25 protein-coding genes and 1 tRNA gene are annotated in these 25,225 nt (G+C 70.7%); 24 read left to right on the top strand and 2 right to left on the bottom strand.

What is annotated here, in order from left to right:
- The first annotated feature begins 85 nt into the window (after positions 1–85).
- From ACH65_RS13550 to ltaE, 18 genes are all read left to right on the top strand, one after another.
- Positions 86–733 (top strand): esterase/lipase family protein, encoded by a 648-nt coding sequence (locus ACH65_RS13550; RefSeq protein ID WP_049623139.1) that lies wholly within the window; start codon positions 86–88, stop codon positions 731–733.
- A gap of 66 nt (positions 734–799) precedes the next feature.
- Positions 800–1,528, top strand: a complete 729-nt coding sequence (locus tag ACH65_RS13545; protein ID WP_049623138.1) for a YebC/PmpR family DNA-binding transcriptional regulator — start codon at positions 800–802, stop codon at positions 1,526–1,528.
- A 34-nt stretch (positions 1,529–1,562) separates the two neighbouring features.
- On the top strand, positions 1,563–2,084 hold the full coding sequence (ruvC, locus tag ACH65_RS13540; protein ID WP_049623137.1) for a crossover junction endodeoxyribonuclease RuvC: 522 nt from the start codon (positions 1,563–1,565) through the stop codon (positions 2,082–2,084).
- Positions 2,081–2,680, top strand: a complete 600-nt coding sequence (ruvA, locus tag ACH65_RS13535) for a Holliday junction branch migration protein RuvA (protein ID WP_049623136.1) — start codon at positions 2,081–2,083, stop codon at positions 2,678–2,680. The genes ruvC and ruvA overlap by 4 nt, the downstream gene beginning before the upstream one ends.
- Positions 2,681–2,687: 7 nt before the next feature.
- Positions 2,688–4,580 carry a potassium transporter Kup gene (locus ACH65_RS13530; protein ID WP_237561518.1) on the top strand — a complete coding sequence of 631 codons (1,893 nt, stop codon included), beginning with the start codon at positions 2,688–2,690 and terminating at the stop codon, positions 4,578–4,580.
- A gap of 97 nt (positions 4,581–4,677) precedes the next feature.
- Positions 4,678–5,721, top strand: a complete 1,044-nt coding sequence (gene ruvB, locus ACH65_RS13525) for a Holliday junction branch migration DNA helicase RuvB (protein WP_049623134.1) — start codon at positions 4,678–4,680, stop codon at positions 5,719–5,721.
- 110 nt (positions 5,722–5,831) lie between these two features.
- Complete coding sequence (gene ybgC / locus ACH65_RS13520; protein ID WP_049623133.1) at positions 5,832–6,251, top strand: tol-pal system-associated acyl-CoA thioesterase; 420 nt, start codon at positions 5,832–5,834, stop codon at positions 6,249–6,251.
- 30 nt (positions 6,252–6,281) lie between these two features.
- Entirely contained in the window at positions 6,282–6,971 is a 690-nt protein-coding gene (tolQ, locus tag ACH65_RS13515; RefSeq protein ID WP_049623132.1) for a protein TolQ, read from the top strand.
- 14 nt (positions 6,972–6,985) lie between these two features.
- Positions 6,986–7,432, top strand: coding sequence for a protein TolR (tolR, locus tag ACH65_RS13510; protein ID WP_049623131.1), 447 nt, complete (start codon positions 6,986–6,988; stop codon positions 7,430–7,432).
- Positions 7,419–8,360: a cell envelope integrity TolA family protein gene (locus tag ACH65_RS13505; protein ID WP_049623130.1), complete on the top strand. Its 942-nt coding sequence runs from the start codon at positions 7,419–7,421 to the stop codon at positions 8,358–8,360. Before tolR ends, ACH65_RS13505 begins: the two co-directional genes overlap by 14 nt.
- Before the next feature lie 7 nt (positions 8,361–8,367).
- A complete protein-coding gene (gene tolB, locus ACH65_RS13500) occupies positions 8,368–9,684 on the top strand; it encodes a Tol-Pal system beta propeller repeat protein TolB (RefSeq protein WP_049623129.1) in 1,317 nt (438 codons plus the stop codon).
- A gap of 266 nt (positions 9,685–9,950) precedes the next feature.
- Positions 9,951–10,460 carry a peptidoglycan-associated lipoprotein Pal gene (gene pal, locus ACH65_RS13495; RefSeq protein ID WP_049623128.1) on the top strand — a complete coding sequence of 170 codons (510 nt, stop codon included), beginning with the start codon at positions 9,951–9,953 and terminating at the stop codon, positions 10,458–10,460.
- The gene (ybgF, locus tag ACH65_RS13490; RefSeq protein ID WP_202594211.1) at positions 10,460–11,359 is read left to right on the top strand and encodes a tol-pal system protein YbgF; all 900 of its coding nucleotides are present in this window, start codon (positions 10,460–10,462) and stop codon (positions 11,357–11,359) included. The genes pal and ybgF overlap by 1 nt, the downstream gene beginning before the upstream one ends.
- A 10-nt stretch (positions 11,360–11,369) precedes the next feature.
- Positions 11,370–12,062 (top strand): 7-carboxy-7-deazaguanine synthase QueE, encoded by a 693-nt coding sequence (queE, locus tag ACH65_RS13485; protein ID WP_425478304.1) that lies wholly within the window; start codon positions 11,370–11,372, stop codon positions 12,060–12,062.
- A gap of 149 nt (positions 12,063–12,211) precedes the next feature.
- Entirely contained in the window at positions 12,212–12,892 is a 681-nt protein-coding gene (gene queC / locus ACH65_RS13480; protein ID WP_049623126.1) for a 7-cyano-7-deazaguanine synthase QueC, read from the top strand.
- 282 nt (positions 12,893–13,174) lie between these two features.
- Positions 13,175–13,405 (top strand): hypothetical protein, encoded by a 231-nt coding sequence (locus ACH65_RS13475; RefSeq protein ID WP_049623125.1) that lies wholly within the window; start codon positions 13,175–13,177, stop codon positions 13,403–13,405.
- A gap of 178 nt (positions 13,406–13,583) precedes the next feature.
- A tRNA-Lys gene (locus ACH65_RS13470) sits at positions 13,584–13,659 on the top strand.
- 117 nt (positions 13,660–13,776) lie between these two features.
- Complete coding sequence (gene ltaE, locus ACH65_RS13465) at positions 13,777–14,796, top strand: low-specificity L-threonine aldolase (RefSeq protein ID WP_049623124.1); 1,020 nt, start codon at positions 13,777–13,779, stop codon at positions 14,794–14,796.
- 15 nt (positions 14,797–14,811) lie between these two features.
- Here the strand turns inward: ltaE and ACH65_RS13460 are convergent, their stop codons facing one another.
- Both ACH65_RS13460 and ACH65_RS13455 read right to left on the bottom strand, forming a co-directional pair.
- A complete protein-coding gene (locus ACH65_RS13460) occupies positions 14,812–16,065 on the bottom strand; it encodes a polyhydroxyalkanoate depolymerase (RefSeq protein ID WP_049623123.1) in 1,254 nt (417 codons plus the stop codon).
- 92 nt (positions 16,066–16,157) lie between these two features.
- Complete coding sequence (locus ACH65_RS13455; RefSeq protein ID WP_049623122.1) at positions 16,158–16,682, bottom strand: RDD family protein; 525 nt, start codon at positions 16,680–16,682, stop codon at positions 16,158–16,160.
- A 43-nt stretch (positions 16,683–16,725) separates the two neighbouring features.
- Here ACH65_RS13455 and xerD point away from each other — a divergent pair, with 43 nt between their 5' ends.
- From xerD to ACH65_RS13425, 6 genes are all read left to right on the top strand, one after another.
- Entirely contained in the window at positions 16,726–17,658 is a 933-nt protein-coding gene (gene xerD / locus ACH65_RS13450) for a site-specific tyrosine recombinase XerD (RefSeq protein ID WP_237561517.1), read from the top strand.
- A 76-nt stretch (positions 17,659–17,734) separates the two neighbouring features.
- Positions 17,735–18,520, top strand: a complete 786-nt coding sequence (locus ACH65_RS13445) for a thioredoxin fold domain-containing protein (protein ID WP_202594210.1) — start codon at positions 17,735–17,737, stop codon at positions 18,518–18,520.
- A gap of 90 nt (positions 18,521–18,610) precedes the next feature.
- The gene (gene purL, locus ACH65_RS13440) at positions 18,611–22,468 is read left to right on the top strand and encodes a phosphoribosylformylglycinamidine synthase (RefSeq protein WP_049623121.1); all 3,858 of its coding nucleotides are present in this window, start codon (positions 18,611–18,613) and stop codon (positions 22,466–22,468) included.
- 37 nt (positions 22,469–22,505) lie between these two features.
- Positions 22,506–23,246, top strand: a complete 741-nt coding sequence (locus ACH65_RS13435) for a hypothetical protein (protein WP_049623120.1) — start codon at positions 22,506–22,508, stop codon at positions 23,244–23,246.
- Between the two features lie 61 nt (positions 23,247–23,307).
- Positions 23,308–24,177 carry a glycosyltransferase family 2 protein gene (locus tag ACH65_RS13430; RefSeq protein WP_049623119.1) on the top strand — a complete coding sequence of 290 codons (870 nt, stop codon included), beginning with the start codon at positions 23,308–23,310 and terminating at the stop codon, positions 24,175–24,177.
- Entirely contained in the window at positions 24,174–25,079 is a 906-nt protein-coding gene (locus ACH65_RS13425; protein WP_049623118.1) for a DMT family transporter, read from the top strand. Before ACH65_RS13430 ends, ACH65_RS13425 begins: the two co-directional genes overlap by 4 nt.
- Positions 25,080–25,225 lie beyond the last annotated feature (146 nt).

Here is a 25,225-nt window from a genome sequence, read left to right as displayed (position 1 = left end):
GGGCTGAGCGGCCACGGGCCTGTCATCCGGCCGGCGGTGTCCGCGTGGTACCGTCGGCCCACACGTCCTTCGCCGCCCGTCCCGCATGACCGACCACGTCATCCTCCTGCACGGTTTGTGGATGCGCGGTTTCGCGCTGGGCGTGCTGCACCGCCGGTTGATGGAGGCGGGCTTCCGCGTCCACCGCTTCGACTACCGCAGCGTGGCGGCCACTCAGGAGCACATCCTGGCGCGGCTGCAGGCGCGCATCGCCGGGCTTGCGCCCTCGCCGGTGCATCTGGTCGGGCACAGCCTGGGCGGCCTGCTGGCGCTGCGCGCCTGCCTCGCCGCCGCCGAGCTGCCGCCGGGGCGCGTGGTCTGCCTCGGCTCGCCGCTCAAGGGCAGCGCCGCGGCGCGCGCCTTCGCCGCCTGGTGGCGCGGTAGCGAGGTGCTGCTCGGCCCCAATCGCGCCCTGCTCGAGCTGGGGCTGGAGCGCTGGGACGGCCCGCGCGAGGTCGGCATGATCGCCGGCTGCATGCCGCTCGGCCTGGGCGCCATGCTCGGCCACCTGGAGGGCCGCCACGACGGCACCGTGGCGGTGGAGGAGACACGCCTGCCGGGGCTGGCGGACCATTGCGTGGTCGAAACCAGCCATACTGGCCTGCTGCTGTCGGCCGAGGTAGCGCGGCAGGTGACCTGCTTCCTGCGCCAGGGGCGCTTCGACGCACACCCGCCGGCGCTGGCGCGGGCGTGAGAGCGGCCGCGGCATGCGGTAAAATCGCCCGCTTGTCCATCCAGCCACCCGCTTCAGGAATCGCCCATGGGTAGAGGCCCCTCCATCGAAGGTCGCAAGAACGCCGAAGACGCCAAGCGCGGCAAGGTGTTCACCAAGCTGATCCGCGAAATCACCATCGCCACCCGCGGCGGCGTGCCCGACCCGACGCTCAACGCGGCCCTGCGCGCGGCGGTGGACAAGGCGCTCGCGGTCAACATGCCCAAGGACAACATCGAGCGCGCGATCAAGCGCGCCTCCGGCGCCGACGGCGGCGCCAAGCTGGAAGAGGTGCGCTACGAGGGCTACGGCCCCGGCGGCGTGGCCCTGATCATCGACTGCTTCACCGACAACGCCACCCGCACCGTGGCCGACGTGCGCCACGCGCTCAGCAAGCACGGCGGCAACCTGGGCACCAGCGGCTCGGTGTCGTTCCAATTCACCCGCTGCGGCGAGCTGGCCTTCGCCACCGAGGGCGACGAGGCGCAGGAGGAGAAGGTGCTGGAGGCGGCGCTGGAAGCCGGCGCCGACGACGTGGTCAACGAGGACGGCGAGAGCACCGTGCTGTGCGCGCCGGAGGCCTTCGGGGCAGTGCAGCAGGCGCTGCTCGGCGCCGGCCTGCACCCGCTGCACGCCGGCGTGGGCATGCGCCCGAACAACCGCGTGGCGGTGCCGGAGGAGGCGGTCGAGACCCTGCAGGACCTGCTGGCCAAGCTCGATGCGCTGGACGACGTGAGCGAGGTCTATCACAACGCCCTGCTGCCGACGAGCGAGTGAGGCGGCCGGCCTGCCAGGGCAGGGGCTGCCCGCGATGACGCGCGTCCTCGGTATCGACCCGGGCAGCCAGCGCACCGGCGTCGGCATCATCGACGTGGACGACGCCGGGCGCCTCACGCACGTGTTCCACGGCGCGCTGGCGGTGGCCGGCGAGGCCAGCTTCCCGCTGCGCCTGAAACGCATTTTTGACGAGTTGAATGACATCATCGCCGCGCATCGGCCGGCCGAGTGCGGGATCGAGCGCGTGTTCATGGCGCGCAATGCGGATTCGGCCCTGAAGCTGGGCCAGGCGAGGGGTGCCGCGATCTGTGCGGTGGTGAGTCAGGGGATCGTGGTGCACGAATACGCAGCGACGGAAGTGAAGCAGGCGGTGGTCGGCAGCGGCCGCGGTGACAAGACCCAGGTGCAACACATGATCGGCGTGCTGCTCGGCCTCAAGGGGCCGCTGCAGGCGGACGCCGCCGACGCGCTGGCGATCGCGGTGACGCACGCGCACACCCGCGCCAGCCTCGGCCGGGTGGGCATCCCCCGCGCGGCCTGGAGGCGCGGTCGATGATCGGGCGCCTGCGCGGCATCCTGGTGTCCAAGCAGCCGCCGTGGCTGCTGGTCGAGGTGGGCGGCATCGGCTACGAGCTGGAGGCGCCGATGTCCACCATCTACGACCTCCCTCCCACCGGCAAGGAAGTGACCCTGCTCACCCACTACGCGGTGAAGGAGGACAGCGTGGCGTTGTACGGCTTCCTGCATGAGGCCGAGCGCGCGCTGTTCCGCAACCTGCAGAAGGTCTCCGGCATCGGCGCCAAGATCGCGCTGGCGGTGCTCTCGGGCGTCTCCACCGCCGACTTCGCGCGGCTGGTGCAGGCCGGCGACGTGGTGGCGCTGACCAAGATCCCGGGCATCGGCAAGAAGACCGCCGAGCGCATCGTGGTGGAGCTGCGCGACCGCGTGGAGGGCATCGGCGTCAGCCTGCCGGGCCTGCCCGCGGGCGCCGGCGGCGCGCCGCTCGACGCGGCGGGCGAGGCCACCGTGGCCCTGCAGCAGCTCGGCTACAAGCCGGCCGAGGTGACACGGCTGGTGCAGAAGGTCGCCGCCGACGGCGACGGCGCCGAGGCCATCATCCGCAAGGCGCTGCGCGCCGCACTGGGGAGTTGAAGAGATCGTGAGCCAGGAGCAATTGTCCGCGGCGGAAACCAAGCGCCGCCTCGCCGCCCTCACGCTGGGCGCGGTCGGCGTGGTGTACGGCGACATCGGCACCAGCCCGCTGTACACCATGCAGGAAATCCTCGGCACGCACGGGATGACAGTCACCCAGTCCGCCGTGCTCGGCGTGCTGTCGCTGGTGTTCTGGTCGCTGATCATGGTGGTCTCGCTCAAGTACGTGATCTTCGTGATGCGTGCGGACAACAAGGGCGAGGGCGGCATCATGGCGCTGATGGCGCTGGCACAGCGCTCGATCGGCGCGGTGCCCCGGCTGCGCTGGGTGCTGGCGGGGCTCGCCATCTTCGGCGCCGCGCTGTTCTACGGCGACGGCGTGATCACGCCGGCGATCTCGGTGCTCGGCGCGGTGGAGGGCCTGGAGGTGGCCGCGCCGGCGCTGGCGGACTACGTGGTGCCGATCTGCCTGGTGATCATGGTGGCGCTGTTCTCCGTGCAGCGGCATGGCACGACGCGCGTGGGCAAGCTGTTCGCGCCGGTGATGGTGGTGTGGTTCCTGGCGCTGGCCGCGCTCGGCATCCACCAGATCGCGCAGTATCCGAAGGTGCTCTACGCGCTCAACCCGTGGTACGCGGTGGAGTTCCTGCAGAGCCACGGCCGCAGCTCCTTCATCGCCCTGGGCGGCGTAGTGCTGGCGGTGACGGGTACCGAGGCGCTCTATGCGGACATGGGCCACTTCGGCAAGAAGCCGATCCGCCTGGCCTGGTTCGGCTTCGTGCTGCCCGCGCTGCTGCTCAACTACTTCGGCCAGGGCGCGCTGCTGATCGTGGAGCCGCAGGCGATCGAGAACCCGTTCTACCGCCTGGTGCCCGGGCCGCTGCTGTATCCGATGGTGGTGCTGTCCACCGCGGCGGCGGTGATCGCCTCGCAGGCGGTGATCTCCGGCGCCTTCTCGATGACGCGCGAGGCGATGTCGCTGGGCTATTCGCCGCGCATGGCAGTGGTGCACACCTCGCGCGAGCTTTCGGGCCAGGTGTTCGTGCCGGGCATCAACCGGCTGCTGCTGGTGATGGTGATCGTGGCGATCCTGCTGTTCAGGAGCTCGGCCAACCTCGGCGCGGCCTACGGCATCGCGGTGACCGGCACCATGACCATCACCACCCTCCTCGCCCTGGTGGTGGCGCGCAAGCGCTGGAACTGGGGCTGGCCGGCGGTGATCCTGGCCGGCGCGTTCTTCCTCTGCCTGGACCTGTCGTTCTTCTCCGCCAACATGCTCAAGATCGCGCACGGCGGCTGGTTCCCGCTGGTGCTCGGCATCGTGGTGTTCGCCACCATGACCACCTGGCGCCGCGGCCGCGACCTGGTGATGCGCGAGATCAAGCAGGGCGGGCTGGCGCTGCAGCCCTTCATCGAGAACATCGCCGACCATCCGCCGCTGCGGGTGCCGGGCACCGCGGTATTCCTCACCGCCAACCAGCGCGCGGTGCCGCATGCGCTGCTGCACAACCTCAAGCACAACAAGGTGCTGCACGAGCGCAACGTGCTGCTCACGGTGGAGGTGCTGGAGACGCCGGTGGCCGAGGCGGAGGAGCGCATCCACATCGGCGAGCTGGGCGGGGAGTTCTACGGGCTGGAGCTGCGCTTCGGCTTCGCCGAGGATCCGAACATCCCGCTGGCGCTCTCGCAGTGCTCGCGCGCGGGCCTCGCCTTCGACCTGATGGACACCACCTTCTTCCTCTCGCGCGAGAACATCGTGGCGGACAAGCGCCGCCCCGGCATGGCGCTGTGGCGCGACAAGCTGTTCGCCTTCCTGGCCCGCAACGCGCTGCCGGCCACGGCGTTCTTCCAGATCCCCGGCAACCGGCTGATCGAGCTGGGGGCGCAGGTCGAGATCTGAGTGGACGGGAGTCGGGAATAGGGAGTCGGGAATAGTAGAATGGCCCGGGGAGCTTCTGCCGATTCCCCATTCCCGATTCCCCATTCCCGGCTCCTCAATGCCCGATCACCGCATCATCACCGCTGCCGCGCAGCTCGACGACGACGCGCTGGAAGCCTCGATCCGCCCCAAGCGGCTGGGCGAATACCTCGGCCAGGAGGCGGTGCGCGAGCAGTTGTCGATCTACATCGAGGCGGCCAAGCGGCGCGCCGGCGCGCTCGACCACGTGCTGATCTTCGGCCCGCCGGGCCTGGGCAAGACCACGCTCTCGCACGTGATCGCCAACGAACTGGGCGTGAGCCTGCGCTCCACCTCCGGGCCGGTGCTCGAGCGCGCCGGCGACCTCGCCGCGCTGCTCACCAACCTCGAGCCGAACGATGTGCTGTTCGTGGACGAGATCCACCGCCTCTCGCCGGTGGTGGAGGAGGTGCTCTATCCGGCGATGGAGGATTTCCAGATCGACATCATGATCGGCGAGGGCCCGGCCGCGCGCTCGATCAAGCTGGACCTGCCGCCGTTCACCCTGATCGGCGCCACCACCCGCGCCGGCCTGCTCACCGCGCCGCTGCGCGACCGCTTCGGCATCGTGCAGCGGCTGGAGTTCTATACGCCGGACGAGCTGACCGCCATCGTGCGCCGTGCCGCGCGCATCCTCGGCATCGCCTGCGAGACGGAGGGCGCGCAGGAGATCGCGCGCCGCGCGCGCGGCACCCCGCGCATCGCCAACCGCCTGCTGCGCCGGGTGCGCGACTACGCCGAGGTGCGCGCCGGCGGCCACATCACCCGCGCCGCCGCGCAGGCGGCGATGGATATGCTGAAGGTGGACGCCGAGGGCTTCGACGAACTGGACCGGCGCCTGCTCGCCATCATCATCGAGAACTTCGACGGCGGCCCGGTGGGCGTGGAATCCCTCGCCGCCGCGCTCAGCGAGGACCGCGGCACGCTGGAGGACGTGGTCGAGCCCTACCTGATCCAGCAGGGCTTCCTGGTGCGCACCGCGCGCGGCCGCATGGCCAGCGCCAAGGGCTGGCGCCACCTCGGGCTGGCGCCGCCGCCGCGGCAAGCGGCGGCGGCCGACCTGTTCGACCGCGACGACGGTTGAGGGCCGGCAAGGCAGGCATCCTCCCCGCGCTCCATGCCATGCTTCGGGCTGCCGGTGCCTGATCCCGTATCCCGCTGCACCCGGCTCGTATCTCCCCTTCGGCCTTCTCCATGACTTCGATTCCCGCCAACACCGCCTTCGCCTGGCCCGTCCGCGTCTACTGGGAAGACACCGACGCGGGCGGGGTGGTCTACCACGCCAGCTACGTGCGCTTCCTCGAGCGCGCGCGCACCGAATGGCTGCGCGCGCGGGGCGTGGGCCAGGCGGACCTGCAGGAGAGCACGGGCCTGGCCTTCCTGGTGCGCACCATGCAGCTCGATTTCCTCAAGGCCGCCCGGCTGGACGATGAACTGACGGTGACGGTGGAAGTCCAAGGACGGCGCGCTGCCAGTATCCTTTTCGCCCAGTCGATCCGCCGGCACGACGGCACCGAACTGCTCCGCGCGCAGGTGCGCGTGGCCTGTGTGGACGTGCAGCGCATGGTGCCGGTGCGGATACCGGACGGCGCCATGCCCGGCCTCGCCTCCTGACAACTACTCCCGCTGGAGAACCTCTAAGCCATGAACGGTGGACTGAACATTTTCAAGCTGGTCGCGGAAGCGAGCCTGCCCGTGCAGCTGGTAATGCTCGTGCTGCTGCTGTTCTCCTTCCTGTCCTGGGTCATCATCGTGCGCAAGTACTCGCAGATGAAGGCCGCCTCCGAGGACGTGGAGGGCTTCGAGGAGCGCTTCTGGTCCGGCGGCGACCTGGCCCAGTTGTTCCGTGAGGTGAGCGGCCGCGGCGAGGGCAACGGGGGCATGGAGTCGATCTTCGAATCCGGCTTCCGCGAGTTCGCCCGCCAGCGCCAGCGCCGCGTGCGCGACCTGCGCACGGTGATGGAGAGCGCCGAGCGCGCCATGCGCGTGGCCAGCACCCGCGAGCTGGGCAAGCTCGAGCGCAACCTCGAGTTCCTCGCCAACGTCGGCTCCATCAGCCCCTACGTGGGCCTGTTCGGCACCGTGTGGGGCATCATGGGCGCCTTCCAGGGCCTGGGCGAGATGAAGGACGTGACCATCGCGGTGGTCGCCCCGCATATTTCCGAGGCGCTGATCGCCACCGCCATGGGCCTGTTCGCCGCGATCCCGGCGGTGTGGGCCTACAACCGCTACGCCAACAAGGTCGAGCGCGTGGCCTCGCGCTACGACGTGTTCCAGGAGGAGTTCTCCTCCGTGCTGCAGCGGCAGATCCAGGCCGACGAAGCGGCGGCCTGAGCGAGGGCAGGGCGATGCTGCGTACAACGCGACACAAGCGCTTCAAGCTCAAGTCCGAGATCAACGTCGTGCCGTACATCGACGTGATGCTCGTGCTGCTCATCATCTTCATGGTCACCGCGCCCATGATGAACCTCGGCGTGGACATCCAGCTGCCGCAGACCCAGGCCAAGTCCCTGCAGGACAAGAAGGACCCGCTGGTGGCCTCGGTCGACGAGAACGGCCAGATCTACCTGAGCACCGCCGGCTCCAAGCGCGAGCCGGTGAGCGCGGAGGAGTTCCGGGCGCGCGTCACCGCCTACCAGAAGGCCAACCCCGGGCTGCAGGTACTGGTGGCCGGCGACGAGCGGGCCAACTACGGCAAGGTGTACCTGATCCTGCCGATCCTGCAGCAGGCGGGCGTGTCCAAGATCGGCCTGCTGAGCCAGCCCGAGTCGAGCGGGACGCATGGACGACCGTAAAGGCACGTCGAAGGCGGTCGTCGTCTCCGCCATCCTGCATCTGGGCATCGTGGGCTTCCTCGCGCTCGCGATCGTGCCGTGCTCGTTCTACGAGGAACTGTTCGAGGCGCTGCACCTGCCCGCCAGCTGGAACCCGATCGCCTGCGCCAAGCCGCTGGAGCTGCCGGGGCAGGTGATCGAGGCCACCCTGGTCGGACCCACCGGGGCGCCGCCGCCCAAGTCGATCAAGGCCAAGCCGGTGCCCGACAGCACCCCGCCGCCGCCGGCCGTGCCGCCCACGCCGCCGCCCCAGCCGGAGAAGCCGGTGGTCAAGACGCTGCCGCCGCCGCCCGAGCACCCGGACATCAAGGACCAGGAAAAGGTGGTGGCCGACGCCCTGCAGAAGGCAGAGGACGCCAAGCACGAGCAGGAAGAGAAACAGCGCCAGCGCCAGGCCGAGCTGGACGCCCAGGCGGCCAAGCAGAAGGAAGAACAGAAGAAGATCGACGAGCTGTTCGCCAAGATGGACGCGGCCGCCTCGCAGACCAAGAAGCTGGACAACAAGGCCAAACAGGCCCAGCAGCAGATGAAGGACCTGGAGAACGCCAAGAACGACGGCCTGCCCGACCTGCCGCCGGCGGCGCAGCGGCAGACCGGCACCAACGGCCCGGACACCGGCCTGCTCGGCCAGTACCTGGCCGCGGTTCAGAACGCGGTCACGCAGAATTGGTTAAGGCCGGATAACATGCCGTCGGTTCCATGCGTGGTGCACATCACCCAGCTGCCCGGCGGCGACGTGATGAGCGCCAAGGTCGATCCCAGCTGCCCCTACGACGAGGCGGGCAGGCGCTCGGTGGAAAACGCCGTGCTGCGCGCCCAGCCGCTGCCGTACAAGGGTTTCGAAAGCGTGTTCCAGCGCAACCTCACCTTTACCTTCCGGCCGCAATGAGTCCCTCATGCGCATACTGAGATCCGCCCTTTCCATCCTCCTCCTCGCCGCCGCCGCGCTGGTCGCCGCGCCGCTCGGGGCCCAGTCGCTCAACATCGAGATCACCGGCGGCCTGAAGACCGCCACGCCGATCACCGTGGTGCCCTTCGCCCAGGCCGGCGGCGCGCCGCTGCCCACCGACGTGGCCGACGTGATCCGCAACGATTTCAACCGCTCCGGCAAGTTCCGCTCGCTGGCCAAGAGCGAGATCGTGGAGACGCCCTCGCGCGGCGCCGACATCAAGTTCGCCACCTGGCGGCTGCTCAAGCAGGACTTCATCACCGTCGGCCGCCTGAGCGACGCCGGCGGCGGCATGGTCAAGGTTGAGTACGAACTGTGGGACGTCAACAAGCAGCAGAGCCTGCTGGCCCAGTCGTACACCGCCCCGGCCGGCGACCTGCGTGGCGTGGCCCACCAGATCGCCGATGCCATCTACGAGAAGATCACCGGCGTGCGCGGCGCCTTCTGGACCCGCATCGCCTACATCACCGCGGTGGGGCTGGGCAACAACACCACCTATTCGCTGGTGGTGGCCGACTCGGACGGCTACAACCCGCAGGTGGTGGCCCGCTCGCGCGAGTCGCTGCTGTCGCCGGCGTGGTCGCCGGACGGCCACAAGATCGCCTACGTCTCCTTCGAGAGCGGCAACTCCAACATCTACGTGCAGGACATCACCACCGGCTCGCGCCAGCTGGTGGAGTCGCATGCGCGCGGCATCAACGGCGCGCCGGCGTGGTCGCCGGACGGCAGCCGGCTGGCGGTGTCGCTGTCCTACGTGGGCAACCCGGAAATCTTCGTGCTCGACCTGGCCTCGCGCCATGAGACCCGGCTGACCACCAACCTCGCCATCGACACCGAGCCGAACTGGGCGCCGGACGGCCAGAGCATCTATTTCACCTCCGACCGCTCGGGCCGGCCGCAGATCTACCAGGTGCCGGCGGGCGGCGGCAGCCCCACCCGCATCAGCTTCCAGGGGCAGAACAACGCCGAGGCCGACGTGGGCTACGACGGCAAGCAGATCGCCATGGTGCAGGGCAACGGGAACGTGTATCGTATCGCCGTCATGGATCGCAGCCTGGGTGGACAGGTGCGGTACGTTTCGCCAGGCCCGATCGACGAATCCCCGAGTTTTGCTCCGAACGCCAGCATGCTGCTGTATGCCGCGGTGGAAGGGCGGCGGGGAGTGCTCTATGCCGTTTCGGCCGACGGCATGGTCCGCCAGCGCCTGGTGCTCGCCGATGGTGACGTGCGTGAACCGGCCTGGGGCCCGTTCCGGCCGCGTTGATTTGAGTGGATTTTCTGTGGCGCATCGCTCAGGCGGTGCGCCACGGGTGCATTAAGGATGGGCCCGGGTGGCGACCCTTCGCACCCATCCGGTTGTCTCGGCCATGGCGGTTCGCCGCCTGGCTGGTGGTAACGGTCGGCCGCGGCTTCGCGGCTGCCGGTGTTGTGAAAACGTAAAATAACAGCCGGACCACCGGCGATTGCTGTCCCGTAACCGTAATCGTCATTGACTGTCGGAACTCAAACCCGTTTTGAAGGAACGTCACCATGAATAAGACCGCTCGTGTCGCACTGGTCGCCCTGTTCTGCCTGGGCGCCGCTGCCTGCTCCAAGAAGGCCGTCAAGCCCCAGGAAACCCAGCCGCCGGCTGAGCCCACCACCACCGCCCCCGAGACCACCTCCGGCAAGTACACCCCGGCCGATCTCGATACCGATGCCTGCCTGCGCCAGCGCGTCGTGTACTTCGACTTCGACAAGGATGAGATCAAGCCGGAGTTCCAGCAGATCATGGCGTGCCACGCCAAGTACCTGCAGGATCGTCCGTCGGCCCAGATCCGCCTGGAAGGCAACACCGACGAGCGCGGCACCCGTGAGTACAACCTCGGCCTCGGCGAGCGCCGCGGCAACGCCGTGTCCAGCGCGCTGCAGGCCAGCGGCGGCTCGGCCAGCCAGCTCAACGTGATCTCCTACGGCAAGGAAAAGCCGGTGTGCCGCGAGCACAACGAGGATTGCTGGAGCAAGAACCGTCGCGTCGAGATCGTCTACACGGCGAAGTAATGAAGCGGCAACTGGCTCATCGCAACATGACCAGGCTGAGCATGGCGGGCGCGTTCGCGTCCGCCATGCTTTTCGCTTTTCCGGCCCTGGCGCAGGATTCGCGGCTCAGTCTCGCCGAGCGCGTCGCGCGGCTCGAGCAGCAGGCGCAGAGCCAGAGCCAGGGCGGCACCGGGCTGGTCAACCAGATCCAGCAGCTGCAGTCGCAGATCCAGCAGCAGCAAGGTCAGATCGAGGAGCTGCAGCATCAGCTGCAGGAGCTCCAGGACAAGAACAAGGCCCAGTACGTCGACCTGGATTCCAGGCTTGGACGGCTGGAAGGCGCGGCCGGTGGCGGCAACGCGCCGAATGGCAACGCGCCGAATGGCGGTGCGCCCCCCGCGGCGGGCCAGAGCGCGACGCCTGCGGGCGGCGCCTCGGCGGCGACTCCCGCGGCGCCGGCCGCTGCCGCAACGCAGGCCCCGGCTCCGGCGACGGGCGGCAAGGCCGCACCGGCACCGGCACCGGCTGCGGCGGGTGAGCAGGCGGCCTACAACACGGCGTTCCAGTCGTTGCGCGGCGGGGACTACGTGCAGGCTTCGCGCGGCTTCCGCGGCTTCATCCAGCAGTACCCCAACAGTTCGCTCGCGCCCAACGCCTGGTACTGGCTGGGCGAGTCGTACTACGTGACGATGAACTACCAGGTGGCGCAGGAAGCGTTCCAGCGACTGCTGTCGCAGTTCCCGCAGAGCGAGAAGGCGCCCGACGCGCTGCTCAAGCTCGGCTACAGCCAGCTCGAGCTCAAGCAGAACGACGCCGCCAAGGCGACGCTGCAGTCGGTGGCCGCCAAGTATCCCCATTCCAAGGCCGCGGGACTGGCCCAGGAACGCCTGCGCCGGCTGCAGCAGCAGTCGGCCAACTGAGGTCGTTGCAGTGAGTGTCGGCAGTGCCAGCGTGGCGCCGTCCGCGCCGGGTCCGGGCGCGGACGGGCGGCTGCGCATCACCGAGATCTTCCATTCGCTGCAGGGCGAGGCGGACGCGATCGGCTGGCGCACGGTGTTCGTGCGCCTCACCGGCTGCCCGCTGCGCTGCGTGTGGTGCGATACGGAGTATTCCTTCCACGGCGGCGAGTGGCGCGAGATCGACGCGATCCTGGCCGAGGTGGCCGCCTACGGCGCGCGTCACGTCTGCGTGACCGGCGGCGAGCCGCTGGCGCAGAAGCGCTGCGCCATCCTGCTCGCGCGGCTGTGCGACGCCGGTTACGAAGTCTCGCTGGAAACCTCCGGCGCGCTGGACGTCTCCGCGGTCGATCCGCGCGTGCGCAAGGTGATGGATCTCAAGGCGCCCGACTCGGGCGAGAGCGCGCGCAACCTGTGGTCCAACCTCGACCACCTGCGCCCGCACGACCAGCTGAAGATCGTGATCGCCAGCCGCGGCGACTACGAATGGGCGCGCACGCAGGTGGCGAACCGTGCGCTGGACCGGCGCTGCATGGTGCTGTTCTCGCCCGTGCACGGCGCGGTCGAGCCGCGCCAGCTGGCCGAATGGATCGTGGAGGACCGCCTGCCGGTGCGCTTCCAGCTGCAGCTGCACAAGCTGCTGTGGGGCGAAACGCCGGGGCGCTGAGGCCGGACGCCCGGGAAGCGTGAGGAACAAGAGCGCCGCGTTCTTCAAGTCTTCCTCGCATTCCTGCTTTTTCCGCGCGCCGGCCTGTCTTGCCGGCTGCGCTTCTTCGGCCGGATCACCGGCCTGAATTCGAGGAGTGGATACATCCCATGACTTCATCGTCACCCCGCAAGGCCGTCGTGCTCGTTTCCGGCGGCATGGACTCGGCCGTCACCATCGCCATCGCCCGCGAACAGGGTTTCCGGGTGCATGCGCTCAGCGTCGCCTACGGCCAGCGCCACAGTTCGGAGCTGGATGCCGCCGCGCGCGTGGCGCAAATGCTTGGCGCGGTCGAGCACAAGACCGTGCAGGTGGACCTGCGCAGCATCGGCGGCTCGGCGCTCACCGCCGACATCGACGTGCCCGAGGAGGGCGGCGAGGGCATCCCCGTCACCTACGTGCCGGCGCGCAACACCATCATGCTGTCGATCGCGCTGGGCTGGGCCGAGGTGCTCGGCTCCACCGACCTGTGGTGCGGCGTCAACGCGGTCGACTACTCCGGCTACCCGGACTGCCGGCCGGCCTTCGTCGAGGCCTTCGAGCGGCTCGCCAACGTCGCCACCAAGGCCGGCGTGGAAGGCGCCGGCCTGCGCGTGCACGCGCCGCTGATGCACATGAGCAAGGCCGACATCGCCCGCGAGGGCGCGCGCCTGGGCGTGGACTTCGGCGCCACCGTGAGCTGCTACCAGGCCGACGCCCAGGGCCGCGCCTGCGGCCATTGCGACGCCTGCCGCCTGCGCGCGCAGGGCTTCCGCGACGCCGGCCTGCCCGATTCCACCCGCTACGCCTGAGCGCAGGCACGGCGCTTGCCGGCGCGGGGCCGTCATCGCGCTGGCAAGCCCGCGGCCGGGGCGCCCCGCGCCGGGTCCGCATGCGTCGGCCGCTGGCTGGTCGGCGCGGGTGGCTGAAGCCCCTGGTGCCGTATTTGCGCAGCGTCTTGCCGATTTCGTGCAGGGCGTTGCCGGATCGCTGCATCGCCGCCCGTTCCCATCCCCTCTAATGAACCCAACGGCTGCCGGGCGCCATGCGCCGGGCGGCTCTTGGGAACTCAAGGACAAGGAGGCCGTGCCGCGATGGTTACCTGGATCGAAACCTGCGGCCTGTGCCGTGAACTGCACGAGATCGACTGCCCCGTCTGCCGTGGCCGCGGCCTGCTCCGCGACCCCGACGCCGCGCGCACCGAGTGGGACCTGTGCGGCAGCTGCCTGGGCAGCGGGTCCATCGTCTGCCCCGATTGCGCCGAAGTGCGCGGCGAGCAGGTTGCCGCCGGCCGGACGCCGCGGCTCGAGCCTGCGCTTTCCTGACCGCTTCGCCAGCGGCCGCCCGCGCATCGCTCCGCCGGTGCCCGCGTTCGCGCTTCATGCCTGCTGCGTGCGCGCGGCGACGCTGCATGGGGCATGCACGGGCCGGCGCAAGCGGCGATCCGTCGCGCTTTGCTTGTGCCACCGGTACGCAGATCCTAGAATGAGCGGCTTGATCTGCGGGCCGTTAGCTCAGTTGGTAGAGCAGTAGACTTTTAATCTATTGGTCCCGAGTTCGAGTCTCGGACGGCCCACCATATCGCACCCGCCCGGCCTTGCCGGGCGGGTTTTCTTTTGCCCGCATCCCGAGGGTGACTTGCCCGCCCCCTCGCGCGGCGCCAAGCTGCACGCTTTGCAAGGCGAGGGGCGTGAACATGGATTGGGTGGATCTGCGCAGCGACACGGTGACGAAGCCGACGCCGGCAATGCGCGCGGCGATGGCCGGGGCCGAGGTCGGCGACGACGTCTACGGCGAGGACCCTACCGTCAACGCCCTGCAGCAGCGCATGGCCGACGAGCTGGGTTTCGAGACGGCGCTGTTCGTGCCCAGCGGCACGCAGTCCAACCTGCTCGCGCTGATGGCCCACTGCGAGCGCGGCGACGAATACCTGGTCGGCATGGACGCGCACACCTACAAGTACGAGGGCGGCGGCGCGGCGGTGCTGGGCTCGATCCAGCCGCAGCCGATCCCGCACGCGCCCGACGGCACGCTGCCGCTGGAGCAGATCCGCACGGCGATCAAGCCGGTCGATCCGCACTTCGCGCGCACGCGCCTGCTGGCGCTGGAGAACACCTGGCACGGCCGGGTGTTGCCGATGGACTACCTCGCCGCCGCGCACGACCTCGCCCGCGCGCACGGGCTCGCGCTGCACCTGGACGGCGCGCGGCTGTACAACGCGGCGGTGACGAGCGGGGTGTCGGCGCGGGCGATCGCGCGCGGCTTCGACAGCGTGTCGGTGTGCCTGTCCAAGGGGCTGGGCGCGCCGGTGGGCTCGGTGCTGGCGGGTTCGTCGGTGCTGATCGGCAAGGCGCGCCGCTGGCGCAAGGTGCTCGGCGGCGGCTGGCGCCAGGCGGGCCTGCTCGCGGCCGCGGGGCTGTACGCGTTGGATCACCACGTGGCTCGGCTGGCCGAGGACCACGCCCGCGCCGCGGCGCTCGCGGCGGGGCTGGCGACGATCCCGCAACTCAAGGTGCTGGGCCAACACACCAACATGGTCTTCGTCGACGTGCCGGCCAGGAGCCTGCAGGCGCTGGACGTCCATCTGCGCGCGGCGGGCATCCGCATCGGCATCGGCTACCTGCCGACGCTGCGGCTGGTGACGCACCTGGACGTGGACGACGAAGGCATCGCGCGCACGCTGGATGCCTTCGCCGGCTTCTTCGCCGGGCGCTAGCGCCCGGCGCCGCGCTTACGCCGAGGTGGGTTCGAAGCGGCGGATGAAGTCGCGCACCTGCGGGTAGACCGTCTCTCGCCAGCGGCGGCCGCTGAAGATGCCGTAGTGGCCGGCGCCCTCGATCACCCGGTGCTGGCGCTTGGACTTGGGGATGCCGCTGCACAGCGCGTGCGCGGCCTCGGTCTGGCCGAGGCCGGAGATGTCGTCCAGCTCGCCCTCGATGGTGAGCAGGGCGCTGCGCTTGATCGCGCTCGGTTTCACGCGCTCGCCGGCCACGCTCCACAGCCCGCGCGGCAGCAGGAACTCCTGGAACACGGTGCTGATGGTGTCGAGGTAGTACTCGGCCGGCATGTCGAGCACGGCGTTGTACTCGTCGTAGAACTTGCGGTGCGCCTCGGCGTCCTCGAGGTCGCCGCGCAGCAGGTTCTGGTAGAAGTCCCAGTGCGACATCAGGTGCCGGCCCGGGTTCATGGTGACGAAGCCGGCGTGCTGCAGGAAGCCCGGGTACACCTCGCGGCCGCTGCCCGGATAGCTAGGCGGCACGGTGTGGATGAGGTTGTTGCGGAACCACGACAGCGGCTGCGTGGTGGCGAGGTTGTTGACGCTGGTGGGGCTGCGGCGCGGGTCGATCGGGCCGCCCATCATGGTCAGGCTGAGCGGGGTGTCCTCACCGCGCGCGGCCATCAGCGACACCGCGGCCAGCACCGGCACGGTGGGCTGGCAGACCGAGACCACGTGCAGCTTGCGGGCGCCGAGATGGCGGATGAAGCGCTCGATGTAGGCGACGTAGTCGTCCAGGCCGAAGGCGCCCTCCGAGGTCGGCACCATGCGCGCGTCGACCCAGTCGGTCACGTAGACCTTGTGGTCGCGCAGCAGGGTGCGCACGGTGTCGCGCAGCAGGGTGGCGTGGTGGCCGGACAGCGGCGCCACCACCAGCACCGTGGGTTCGCGCTTCATCGCCTCGATCGCCGCCGAGTCGTCGGCGAAGCGACGGAAACGCTTGAGCTTGCAGAACGGCAGCGCCAGCGTTTCTTCCTCGACGATGGAGACCTCCTGCCCATGCGTCTCCACGCTGTGGATGTCGAACGCGGGTTTCTCGTAGTCCTTGCCGAGGCGGTAGAGGAGTTCCCAGCCGGCTGCCATGCGCTGGGCGCCGGGCATCTGCGCGAGCAGGCTGCCGGGGTCGCTGAGCACTTTGGCGTTGGCCTGGGCGAAAAAGCTGAGTGAGCCGAGCAAGGAACGCTGCCACTCGTGGATCTGATAGAGCATCGGATGGGTGCAGCAGGCGGGGGAGAGGGAGCCATACTACCCGTTTATGGTGCTATGCGTCATCTTGCCGCACCATTGTGGTTTACCGTCGATCAAGGAGTTGGGTGAAGTGGTCTGCTCGTTTCCAGGCGGATCAGGGTGCCGGCGGCCAGGTCCGGCAGGGTGCGCCGGCGGCGGTCGAGGAGCATCGGCGCGAGCCACAGCGCCCAGCCGGCCAGCAGCGCCCACAGTGCGCCGCGCACGCCCAGCCAGGGGGCGAGGCCGAGCGCGAGCAGCGGCGGCGCCGACGCCAGCAGCCGCAGCATGGCCTGCGGCCAGCCGGGCTGATGGCCCTCGCGGGTGACCAGGCGGATGCGCCAGGGCCGCATGCCCAGCGTCTGCCCGCCGCGGCGCCAGGACACGAGGAAATAGGCGGCCACCACCAGGCCCTGCAAGGGCTGGTACCACCAGGGGATGCGGGCATGGCCGTCGCCGCCGATCAGCCGGCCGCCGGTGGCGAGCTGGCAGGCGAGGCCCACCGCCAGCACGATCGCCAGCACCGCGAGCAGGTCGTATAGCAGGGCGAGCAGGCGCCGCCACGGCGGGCACGGGACGAGGTCGCTGGGGGAGTCGGTCATGGCAGGCCTTGCATCGTGCGTGCGCGGTGCCCAGCATCGCGGCATGACAGTGCAGCACGACATGGCGGAGCAGGGCCCGCCGAGTATCGCCGAAGCCGACCGCCGCAGCATCGCCGCCTTCCTCGACGCGGTGTGGTCGGAGGACGGCCTCGCCGCCCGCACGCTGGAGGCCTACCGGCTCGACCTGGAAGCGCTGGCGCGCTGGCTGGCCGCGCGCGGGCGCACGCTCGACGGCGCGCGGCGCGAGGATCTCTCGGCCTTCCACGGCGAGGCCAGGGCAGCGGTGCGTTCGCTGGCGCGGCGGCAGTCCGCGTTCCGCCGCTACTTCGGCTGGCGCGCGCGGATGCAGGGCGGCTTCGAGGACCCGACGCTGCTGATCGAGCGTCCCCGGATGCCGCGCAGCCTGCCCAAGGCGCTGGCCGAGCGCGAGATCGAGGCCCTGCTCGGCGCGCCCGACACCGCCACCACGCTCGGCCTGCGCGACCGCGCCATGCTGGAGCTGATGTACGCCTCCGGCCTGCGCGTGTCCGAACTGGTGGAGCTGCCGCTGGCCGCGCTCAACGCGCGCCAGGGCGTGCTGCGGGTCACCGGCAAGGGCGGCAAGGATCGCCTGGTGCCGGTGGGCGAGGTGGCGCTGGAGCATCTGGAAGGTTATCTGGCCGGGGCGCGCCCCGCGCTGGCGCGCGGGCGGCAGCCGGCGGCGCTGTTCCTCAGCAACCGCGGCGAGGGCATGAGCCGGCAGATGTTCTGGACCCTGGTCAAGCGCTACGCGCTCCAGGCGGGCATCGCGGCCAAGCGCATCTCGCCGCACGTACTCAGGCATTCCTTCGCCACTCACCTCCTCAACCACGGCGCCGACCTGCGCGCGTTGCAGATGCTGCTCGGGCACAGCGCGCTCAGCACCACGCAGATCTACACGCTGGTGGCGAAGGAGGGCTTAAAGCGCCTACACGCGCAGCACCATCCGCGCGGTTGAGACGCCGGTGGCCGTATCGATTCAGGCGGGTGTGCGAGAATCGCGCTCTCGCGCATCATCGCAATCGAGGTCGAGCATGTTGTTGAAGAAATGGTGGCCGGCGCTGCTCGCCGGCGGGTTCGCACTGGGCGCACTGGCGGTCGGCGCCTTGGCGGCCGAGGGCGACGGCGTCGACGCGAACGCGGAGAAGACGGTGCGCCAGGCCATTCAGGGCCTGTCCTCGCAGGTGAAGGTGGATTCGGTGGCGCGCTCGCCGCTGCCGGGCTTCTACCAGGTGATCGCCTCCGGCCACCTGGTCTACGTGAGCACCGACGGCAAGTACATGCTCAACGGCGACCTGGTGGACCTGGCGCGCAAGGACAACCTCAGCGAGGACGCCTGGGCCGGCTTCCGCAAGAGCGAGTTGGCCAAGGTGCCGGCCGCGCAGCGCATCGTGTTCGGGCCGCCCAACCCCAAGTACACGGTGACGGTGTTCACCGACGTCACCTGCGGCTACTGCCGCGCCTTCCACGAGCACATCGCCGAGATCAACAAGGCCGGCATCGCGGTGCAGTACCTGGCGTGGCCGCGCGAGGGCGTAAGCACCACCGCCGGCAACGACACGCCGACCTACAAGGAGATGGTCTCGGTGTGGTGCGCGGCGGACCGCAACCGCGCCTTCTCCGACGCCATCATCCAGGGCAAGGCACCGTCCCCGGCCAGCTGCCCCACCCCGGTGAAGGAGCAGTTCGACCTGGGCGTGAAGCTGGGCGTGAACGGCACCCCCACCATCGTGGCGCCGGACGGCCGCGTGCTGGGCGGCTACGTGGCGCCGGACGTGCTGCTCAAGCTCTTGCAGAAGGGCGCCGCCGCCGGCGGCTGAGTGCCGCAGGCGGCCGGCCGCGGGCCGACCGTACCCTGCGCATCATGCGGTAGAATAAGTGCCTTTGCCGCCAGTGCCCCATTCCCCCGCATGATCGCATTCGACGGGCAAAGCGCCCTTTCGCCGTTTCGTCTCGACCGCCTCAACGCCCGCCTCGATGCCGTGCATCGCGGCGCGAAGGTGCAGGCGGCGTGGTTCGTCTACTTCCTCGAACTTGACGCGGCGCCGGAGGGCGAGCCGCGCCGGCGCCTGCTCGAGGTGCTGGAAGCCAAGGACGCCGCGCCCGACGCCGCCACGCTGTGGGTGGTGCCGCGGCTGGGCACGATCTCGCCGTGGTCGAGCAAGGCCAGCGACATCCTGCACGGCGCCGGCTTCGACGTGCACCGCGTGGAGCGCGGCGTGGCCTACCGCCTGGCGGGTCTGCCCACCGCCGACGCGCCGGACTACCGCGCCGTGCTGGCGGTGCTGCACGATGCGATGACGCAGTCGGTGCTGACCTCGCAGGACCAGGCCGACGCCCTGTTCCTGGCCGGCCGGCCGGGGCCGCTCGAGCACATCGCCCTGGGCGGCGACGCCCGCGCCGCGCTGGCCTCGGCCAACGCGAGGCTGGGCCTGGCGCTGGCCGAGGACGAGATCGACTACCTCGCCGAGCGCTACGCCGAACTGGGCCGCGACCCCACCGACGCCGAACTCTTCATGTTCGCGCAGGCCAACTCCGAGCACTGCCGGCACAAGGTGTTCAACGCCAGCTGGACGCTGGATGGCGAGCCGCAGGACAAGAGCCTGTTCGGCATGATCAAGAACACCCACCAGAGTTCGCCCGCCTACACGCTGTCCGCCTACAAGGACAACGCCGCAGTGATCGAGGGCGGCGAGGGGCAGCGCTTCTTCGCCGGCGCCGACCACGTGTGGCGCGCGCACGCGGAGCAGATCGACTACGCGATCAAGGTGGAGACGCACAACCACCCCACCGCCATCGTGCCCTGGCCGGGTGCGGCCACCGGCGCCGGCGGCGAGATCCGCGACGAGGGCGCCACCGGCCGCGGCGCCAAGCCGAAGGCGGGGCTCACCGGCTTCTCGGTGTCGGACCTGCGCATCCCCGGCCACCCGCAGCCGTGGGAGATCGAGCGCCCGCTGCCGCCGCGCATGGCCAGCGCGTTCGAGATCATGCGCGACGGCCCGCTGGGCGCCGCCGCCTTCAACAACGAATTCGGCCGGCCGTGCCTGGGCGGCTACTTCCGCACCTACGAGCACGAGACCGGCGAGCCCGGCGTGCGCCGCGGCTACGACAAGCCGATCATGATCGCCGGCGGCCTCGCCAACATCCGCCACGGCGACGTGCAGAAGCGCGAGCTCGAGCCCGGCCACGCGGTGGTGGTGCTGGGCGGCCCGGCCATGCTGATCGGCCTGGGCGGCGGCGCGGCCTCCTCGGTGGCCTCCGGCGCCTCCAGCGAGGAACTGGATTTCGCCTCCGTGCAGCGCGACAACGCCGAGATGGAGCGCCGCTGCCAGCAGGTGATCGACGCCTGCTGGGCCAAGGAGCGCAACCCCATCGTCAGCATCCACGACGTGGGCGCGGGCGGCCTCTCCAACGCCATCCCGGAACTGCTCAACGACGCCGGCGTGGGCGGCGAGATCGACCTCTCCAGGGTGCCCTGCGACGACCCCTCGCTGTCGCCCATGCAGGTGTGGAGCAACGAGTCGCAGGAGCGCTACGTGCTGGGCCTGGACGTGGCCGACCTGCCCGAGTTCGAGGCCGCCTGCGAGCGCGAGCGCTGCCCCTACGCCGTGGTGGGCCACGCCACCGCCGAGCGCCGGCTGCGCGTGACGGACCCGCGCCGCGACCTCGCCGTGATCGACCTGCCGATGGACGTGCTGTTCGGCAAGCCGCCGCGCATGCAGCGCGCGGCCAAGCGCAGCAAACCGCGGGTGGACCTGGTGCCCGACCTCGCCGGCATCGGCCTCGACGAGGCGGTGCTGCGCGTGCTCAGGCTCCCCACCGTGGGCAGCAAGAACTTCCTCGTCACCATCGGCGACCGCACCGTCGGCGGCCTGTGCCAGCGCGATCCGATGGTCGGCCCGTGGCAGGTGCCGGTGGCCGACTGCGCGGTGACCCTGGCCGACTTCGACGGCTACGCCGGCGAGGCGATGGCGATGGCCGAGCGCGCGCCGGTGGCGTTGCTCTCCAGCGCCGACGCTGCGCGGCTGGCGGTGGGCGAGGCGATCACCAACCTCGCCGCCGCGCCGATCGCCGCGCTCGGCGAGGTGCGCCTGTCCGCCAACTGGATGGCCGCGGTGAACTACGGCCGCGAGGACGCCGCCCTGTTCGACGCGGTGAAGGCGGTGGGCATGGAGCTGTGCCCCGAGCTCGACATCGCCATCCCGGTGGGCAAGGACTCGCTCTCCATGCAGACCGTGTGGGAGGACGAGGGCCGCACCCAGCGCACGGTGTCGCCGGTGTCGCTGGTGATCACCGGCTTTGCCCGCGTGGAGGACGCGCGCCGCACGCTCACCCCGCAGATCAAGCTCGACCGCGGCGACTCGGAGCTGTGGCTGATCGACCTCGGCGCCGGCCGCGACCGCCTCGGCGGCTCCGCGCTGACCCAGGTGTTCAACCGCGGCGGCGGCGTGCCGCCGGACCTGGAGGACGCCAAGCGCTTGAAGGCGCTGTTCGAGCTGGTGCAGGAGGCCAACCGCGCCGGCCTGGTGCTGGCCTACCACGACCGCTCCGACGGCGGCGCCATCGTCACCCTGCTGGAGATGGCCTTTGCCGGCCACTGCGGCCTGGAGGTCCAGCTCGAAGGCTGGGCCGACGCCACCCTGCGCGCGCTGTTCAACGAGGAACTGGGCGCGGTGCTGCAGGTGGCCGCCGCCAACCGCGAGGCGTTCGAGACGCTGCTCGCCAGGTACGGCCTCGCGGGCGTCAGCCATCGCATCGGCCGGCCGAAGGAGAAGCTCGGCATCAAGCTCTACCAGGGCACCGACGCCATCGCCAAGTGGAACTGGTCGCAGCTGTTCGTCGCCTGGAACGAGACCAGCCACGCCATGCAGCGCCTGCGCGACAACCCGCAGAGCGCGGACGCGGAACTGGCATGGCGCGGCGACGACGCCGACCCCGGCATCAGCCCCAAGCTGAGCTTCGACCCGGCCGAGGACGTCGCCGCGCCGTTCATCGCCGAGGGCGCGCGGCCGCGCGTGGCGATCCTGCGCGAGCAGGGCGTCAACGGCCAGGTGGAGATGGCCGCGGCGTTCACCCGCGCCGGCTTCGAGGCGGTGGACGTGCACATGAGCGACCTCGCCAGCGGCCGGGTGAAGCTGGCCGACTTCCGCGGCTTCGCCGCCTGCGGCGGCTTCTCCTACGGCGACGTGCTGGGCGCGGGCCGCGGCTGGGCTACCTCCATCCTCTACAACGACATGCTGCGCGCGCAGTTCACCGCCTTTTTCGCCGACCCGTCGAAGTTCGCGCTCGGCGTGTGCAACGGCTGCCAGATGATGTCCCAGCTCAAGGACATCATCCCCGGCGCGCAGCACTGGCCGAAGTTCCTGCGCAACGCCTCCGAGCAGTACGAGGCGCGCCTGGCCACGCTGGAAGTGCTCGATTCGCCCAGCCTCTTCTTCAAGGGCATGGCCGGCTCGCGCATCCCGGTGGTGGTGGCGCACGGCGAGGGCCGGGTGAGCTTCCCGGCCAGCTGCAGCCCGTCGAAGACGCAGCCGGCGGTGCGCTTCCTCGACAACCGCGGCAAGCCCACCGAGAACTACCCGCTCAACCCCAACGGCTCGCCCGGCGGCCTGGCCGGCTTCACCGCGGCGGACGGGCGGGTGACCATCCTCATGCCGCACCCGGAGCGCGTGTTCCGCAGCGTGCAGATGAGCTGGCATCCGGAGAGCTGGGGCGAGGATTCGCCGTGGATGCGCATGTTCCGCAACGCCAGGGCGTGGTGCGGCTGAGCCCGCCCCGCGCCGGTGCCGGCCAGGGCTGAGCGCCGTGGCCGGCCGGCGCGCCCTGCGGGTCTCGCCATGGCTGGCCGGGCCGGCCTGGTTGGCCGTGCTGGCGCTGCTGCCGTGGTGGGTCGGCCTGCCGCTGCTGCTGGCGATGGTGGCCGCCCTGCTGGTGCCCCACACGCACCTCGACCTGCATGCCCCGCGCCTGCGCCGCGGCCTGCGCTGGGGCCTGCCCGGCATGCTGTTGGCGGCGGCGCGCGCGCTCGGCGGCGACGCGGTGGCCTGGAGCGTGGCGCTACTCGGCGCCCTGGCCGGCTACACCTTGCTGGTGCTGCTGGAGCAGTGGCTGGACCGCGGCCGCCGCGCGCCCGGCCCGGTGCGCGCGTCGTCCTCGCCGGACTGGCCCGAACTGGCGCTGGCGCCGGCCGGGCCGCCGGCGGCGATCATCGAGCTGGAGCCGCCGCAGTGGCAGGACGGTGCGGCCGGCTTCGACGATCCGCGCGGCGGCCGCGTCCGCCGGCTTGGCGAGGCCTACCTCTTTCCCGACGGCCGCCGCCTGGAGGCGGCCGGCACGCGCTGCTGCTTCGGGCCAGCCGGGCGCTGGTTCTGCGCCGAATCGCGCGGTGCCTGCCTGCTGTGGCGGCGCGGCGAACACGACCGCCTGCATCGCCTGCGCGGCTGGCAGCTGTGCGGCTGGCACGAGGGCGGGCCGTGGCTGTGGCGCGCGGCCGGCGAGGTGCCGGTGGCGCTCAAGGACGTGCTGGGCGAGGGCGCGGCGCGTTGATGCCGCCTTCACCGTCGAGCCTGCCGTTCCCGTGCCGGTGGCGCTCGCGCATACTTGCGGGGTGAATACCGGATTCTTCCCCACCGCTCCGGCACTCAGCGTGATCGTGGTTGCCGCCGACAGCGGGCCCGGCCTGCGCGAGTGCGTGCGCCGCGTCATGGCCTGCCACCTGGCGCTCGAACTGGTGCTGATCGACAACGGCTCCGCCGACGGCGTGCCGCAGGCGATCGCGCGCGCCTACGAGAGCGACCCGCGCCTGCGGGTGGTCTTCAACCGCGCCAACCTGGGCTTCGGCCCGGCGGTGAACCGCGCCGCGGCGCAGACCGCGGGCGCCATGCTGCTGGTGCTCAACCCGGACTGCCTGATCGAGGAGGCCGACCTCGTGCGCCTGCTCGACGTGGCGGCGAAGTCGCCGCGCGCGGGCCTGGTCGGCGCGGTGGTGTGCGACGAGCAGGGGCGCCCCGACCCCGCCTCGCTGCGCCGCGATCCTCTGCTGGGGCGTGCGCTCAATGGCCTGTTCGGGCGTGCCGGCGGCGTCAACGCCGAGGGCGCGATGCCGGCGCAGACGGTCGAGACCGAGGCCGTCTCGGGCGCGCTGATGCTGCTGCCGCGGCGTGTGTTCGAGGCGCTCGGCGGTTTCGACGAAGGCTACTTCCTGCACTGCGAAGACCTCGACCTGTGCCGCCGCGTGCGCGACATCGGCTGGCGCGTGCTGCTCGCCGGCGAGGTGCGCGTGCTGCACGGCAAGGGCGGTTCCAGCCGGCACCGGCCGGTGTTCGTCAGCCGGCACAAGCATCGCGGCATGTGGCGCTGGTTCCGCAAGTTCGATCCCGCATCGCGCAACCCGCTGCTGGCGGCGCTGGTGTGGCTGGGCATCTGGGGGCATTTCCTGTGGCTGCTGCCGGGACAGCTGCTGCGGCGCCGCCGATGAGCGGGGCGCGTTCGGTCGCCGCGCTGGCGACGCTCGGCCTCGTGCTCATGACCGCGGTGTGGGGTTCGACCTTCGTGCTGATCAAGGGCGTGGTCGAGCGCATGCCGGTGGCGGATTTCCTCGCCGTGCGCTTCCTGCTCGCCGCGCTGGCGATGCTGGCGCTGTTCGTCGGGCCGGTGCGGCGGCTGGGGCGGCGCCAGTTCGGCCGCGCGCTGCTGCTCGGCCTGCTCTATGGCGTGGCGCAGCTGTTGCAGACCTGGGGCCTCAAGCTGATCGCGCCCAGCGTCAGCGGCTTCGTCACCGGCATGTACGTGGTGTTCACCCCGCTGCTGACCACCGTGCTGCTGCGCCAGCGCCTCGCCGGCGCGGTATGGGTCGCGGTGCTGCTCGCCACCGCGGGCCTCGCGCTGCTGTCGCTCAACGGCCTGTCGGTGGATGCGGGCGTGTGGCTCACGCTGGCTTCGGCGCTCCTGTATGCGCTGCACATCGTGGGGCTGGGGCACTGGTCGCGGCCGGAGGAAGCGTTCGGCATGTCGGCGGTGCAGATGGTGGCGATCGCCGCGGTCTGCCTGCTCGCCACCGCGCCGCACGGCCCGATGCTGCCGCCCGACCGCAGTGCCTGGATCGCCGTGCTCTACATGGCGCTGATCGCCGGCGCCGGCGCGATGCTGATGCAGACCTGGGCCCAGGCCCACTTGCCGGCCACCCGCGCGGCCATCGTGATGACCACCGAGCCGGTGTTCGCCGCGGCTTTCGCCGTGGCCTTCGGCAGCGATGCGCTTACCTGGCGGATGGTGGTGGGTGGGGCGCTGGTGCTGGGGGCGATGTATCTGGTGGAACTGGCGCCGCGGCGGCGGGGGAGTGCCGGGTTGTCGGCGGAGGCGATCCACCATGAGGTGTGAGTGGCGCTCGCTCGTCGATGTGCTGGGGCATTCTGGCCGGCCCTTTGGGCCGGGGTTTCGCTCATCTGCCGATGAGCGAGTTACTTTCTCTTGCTTGTCCAAGAGAAAGTAACCAAAGAGAAGGACACCCCGAGGGCGCGCCTTCC

Source organism: Frateuria defendens (assembly GCF_001182895.1).
GTDB classification, from domain to species: domain Bacteria; phylum Pseudomonadota; class Gammaproteobacteria; order Xanthomonadales; family Rhodanobacteraceae; genus Frateuria_B; species Frateuria_B defendens.
Note: the sequence above shows the minus strand (reverse complement) of the source record. Positions and strands in the feature narration are given on the sequence as shown.

Coding starts and splice junctions, on each gene's coding strand:
- ruvC (WP_049623137.1), top strand. CDS start 1,563: ATGACGCGCGTCCTCGGTATCGACCCGGGCAGCCAGCGCACCGGCGTC.
- ltaE (WP_049623124.1), top strand. CDS start 13,777: ATGGATTGGGTGGATCTGCGCAGCGACACGGTGACGAAGCCGACGCCG.
- ruvA (WP_049623136.1), top strand. CDS start 2,081: ATGATCGGGCGCCTGCGCGGCATCCTGGTGTCCAAGCAGCCGCCGTGG.
- xerD (WP_237561517.1), top strand. CDS start 16,726: ATGACAGTGCAGCACGACATGGCGGAGCAGGGCCCGCCGAGTATCGCC.
- queC (WP_049623126.1), top strand. CDS start 12,212: ATGACTTCATCGTCACCCCGCAAGGCCGTCGTGCTCGTTTCCGGCGGC.
- ACH65_RS13460 (WP_049623123.1), bottom strand. CDS start 16,065: ATGCTCTATCAGATCCACGAGTGGCAGCGTTCCTTGCTCGGCTCACTC.
- ACH65_RS13550 (WP_049623139.1), top strand. CDS start 86: ATGACCGACCACGTCATCCTCCTGCACGGTTTGTGGATGCGCGGTTTC.
- tolQ (WP_049623132.1), top strand. CDS start 6,282: ATGAACGGTGGACTGAACATTTTCAAGCTGGTCGCGGAAGCGAGCCTG.
- purL (WP_049623121.1), top strand. CDS start 18,611: ATGATCGCATTCGACGGGCAAAGCGCCCTTTCGCCGTTTCGTCTCGAC.
- ACH65_RS13425 (WP_049623118.1), top strand. CDS start 24,174: ATGAGCGGGGCGCGTTCGGTCGCCGCGCTGGCGACGCTCGGCCTCGTG.
- tolB (WP_049623129.1), top strand. CDS start 8,368: ATGCGCATACTGAGATCCGCCCTTTCCATCCTCCTCCTCGCCGCCGCC.
- ybgC (WP_049623133.1), top strand. CDS start 5,832: ATGACTTCGATTCCCGCCAACACCGCCTTCGCCTGGCCCGTCCGCGTC.
- ACH65_RS13475 (WP_049623125.1), top strand. CDS start 13,175: ATGGTTACCTGGATCGAAACCTGCGGCCTGTGCCGTGAACTGCACGAG.
- ACH65_RS13545 (WP_049623138.1), top strand. CDS start 800: ATGGGTAGAGGCCCCTCCATCGAAGGTCGCAAGAACGCCGAAGACGCC.
- tolR (WP_049623131.1), top strand. CDS start 6,986: ATGCTGCGTACAACGCGACACAAGCGCTTCAAGCTCAAGTCCGAGATC.
- ACH65_RS13455 (WP_049623122.1), bottom strand. CDS start 16,682: ATGACCGACTCCCCCAGCGACCTCGTCCCGTGCCCGCCGTGGCGGCGC.
- ACH65_RS13445 (WP_202594210.1), top strand. CDS start 17,735: ATGTTGTTGAAGAAATGGTGGCCGGCGCTGCTCGCCGGCGGGTTCGCA.
- ybgF (WP_202594211.1), top strand. CDS start 10,460: ATGAAGCGGCAACTGGCTCATCGCAACATGACCAGGCTGAGCATGGCG.
- pal (WP_049623128.1), top strand. CDS start 9,951: ATGAATAAGACCGCTCGTGTCGCACTGGTCGCCCTGTTCTGCCTGGGC.
- ruvB (WP_049623134.1), top strand. CDS start 4,678: ATGCCCGATCACCGCATCATCACCGCTGCCGCGCAGCTCGACGACGAC.
- ACH65_RS13505 (WP_049623130.1), top strand. CDS start 7,419: ATGGACGACCGTAAAGGCACGTCGAAGGCGGTCGTCGTCTCCGCCATC.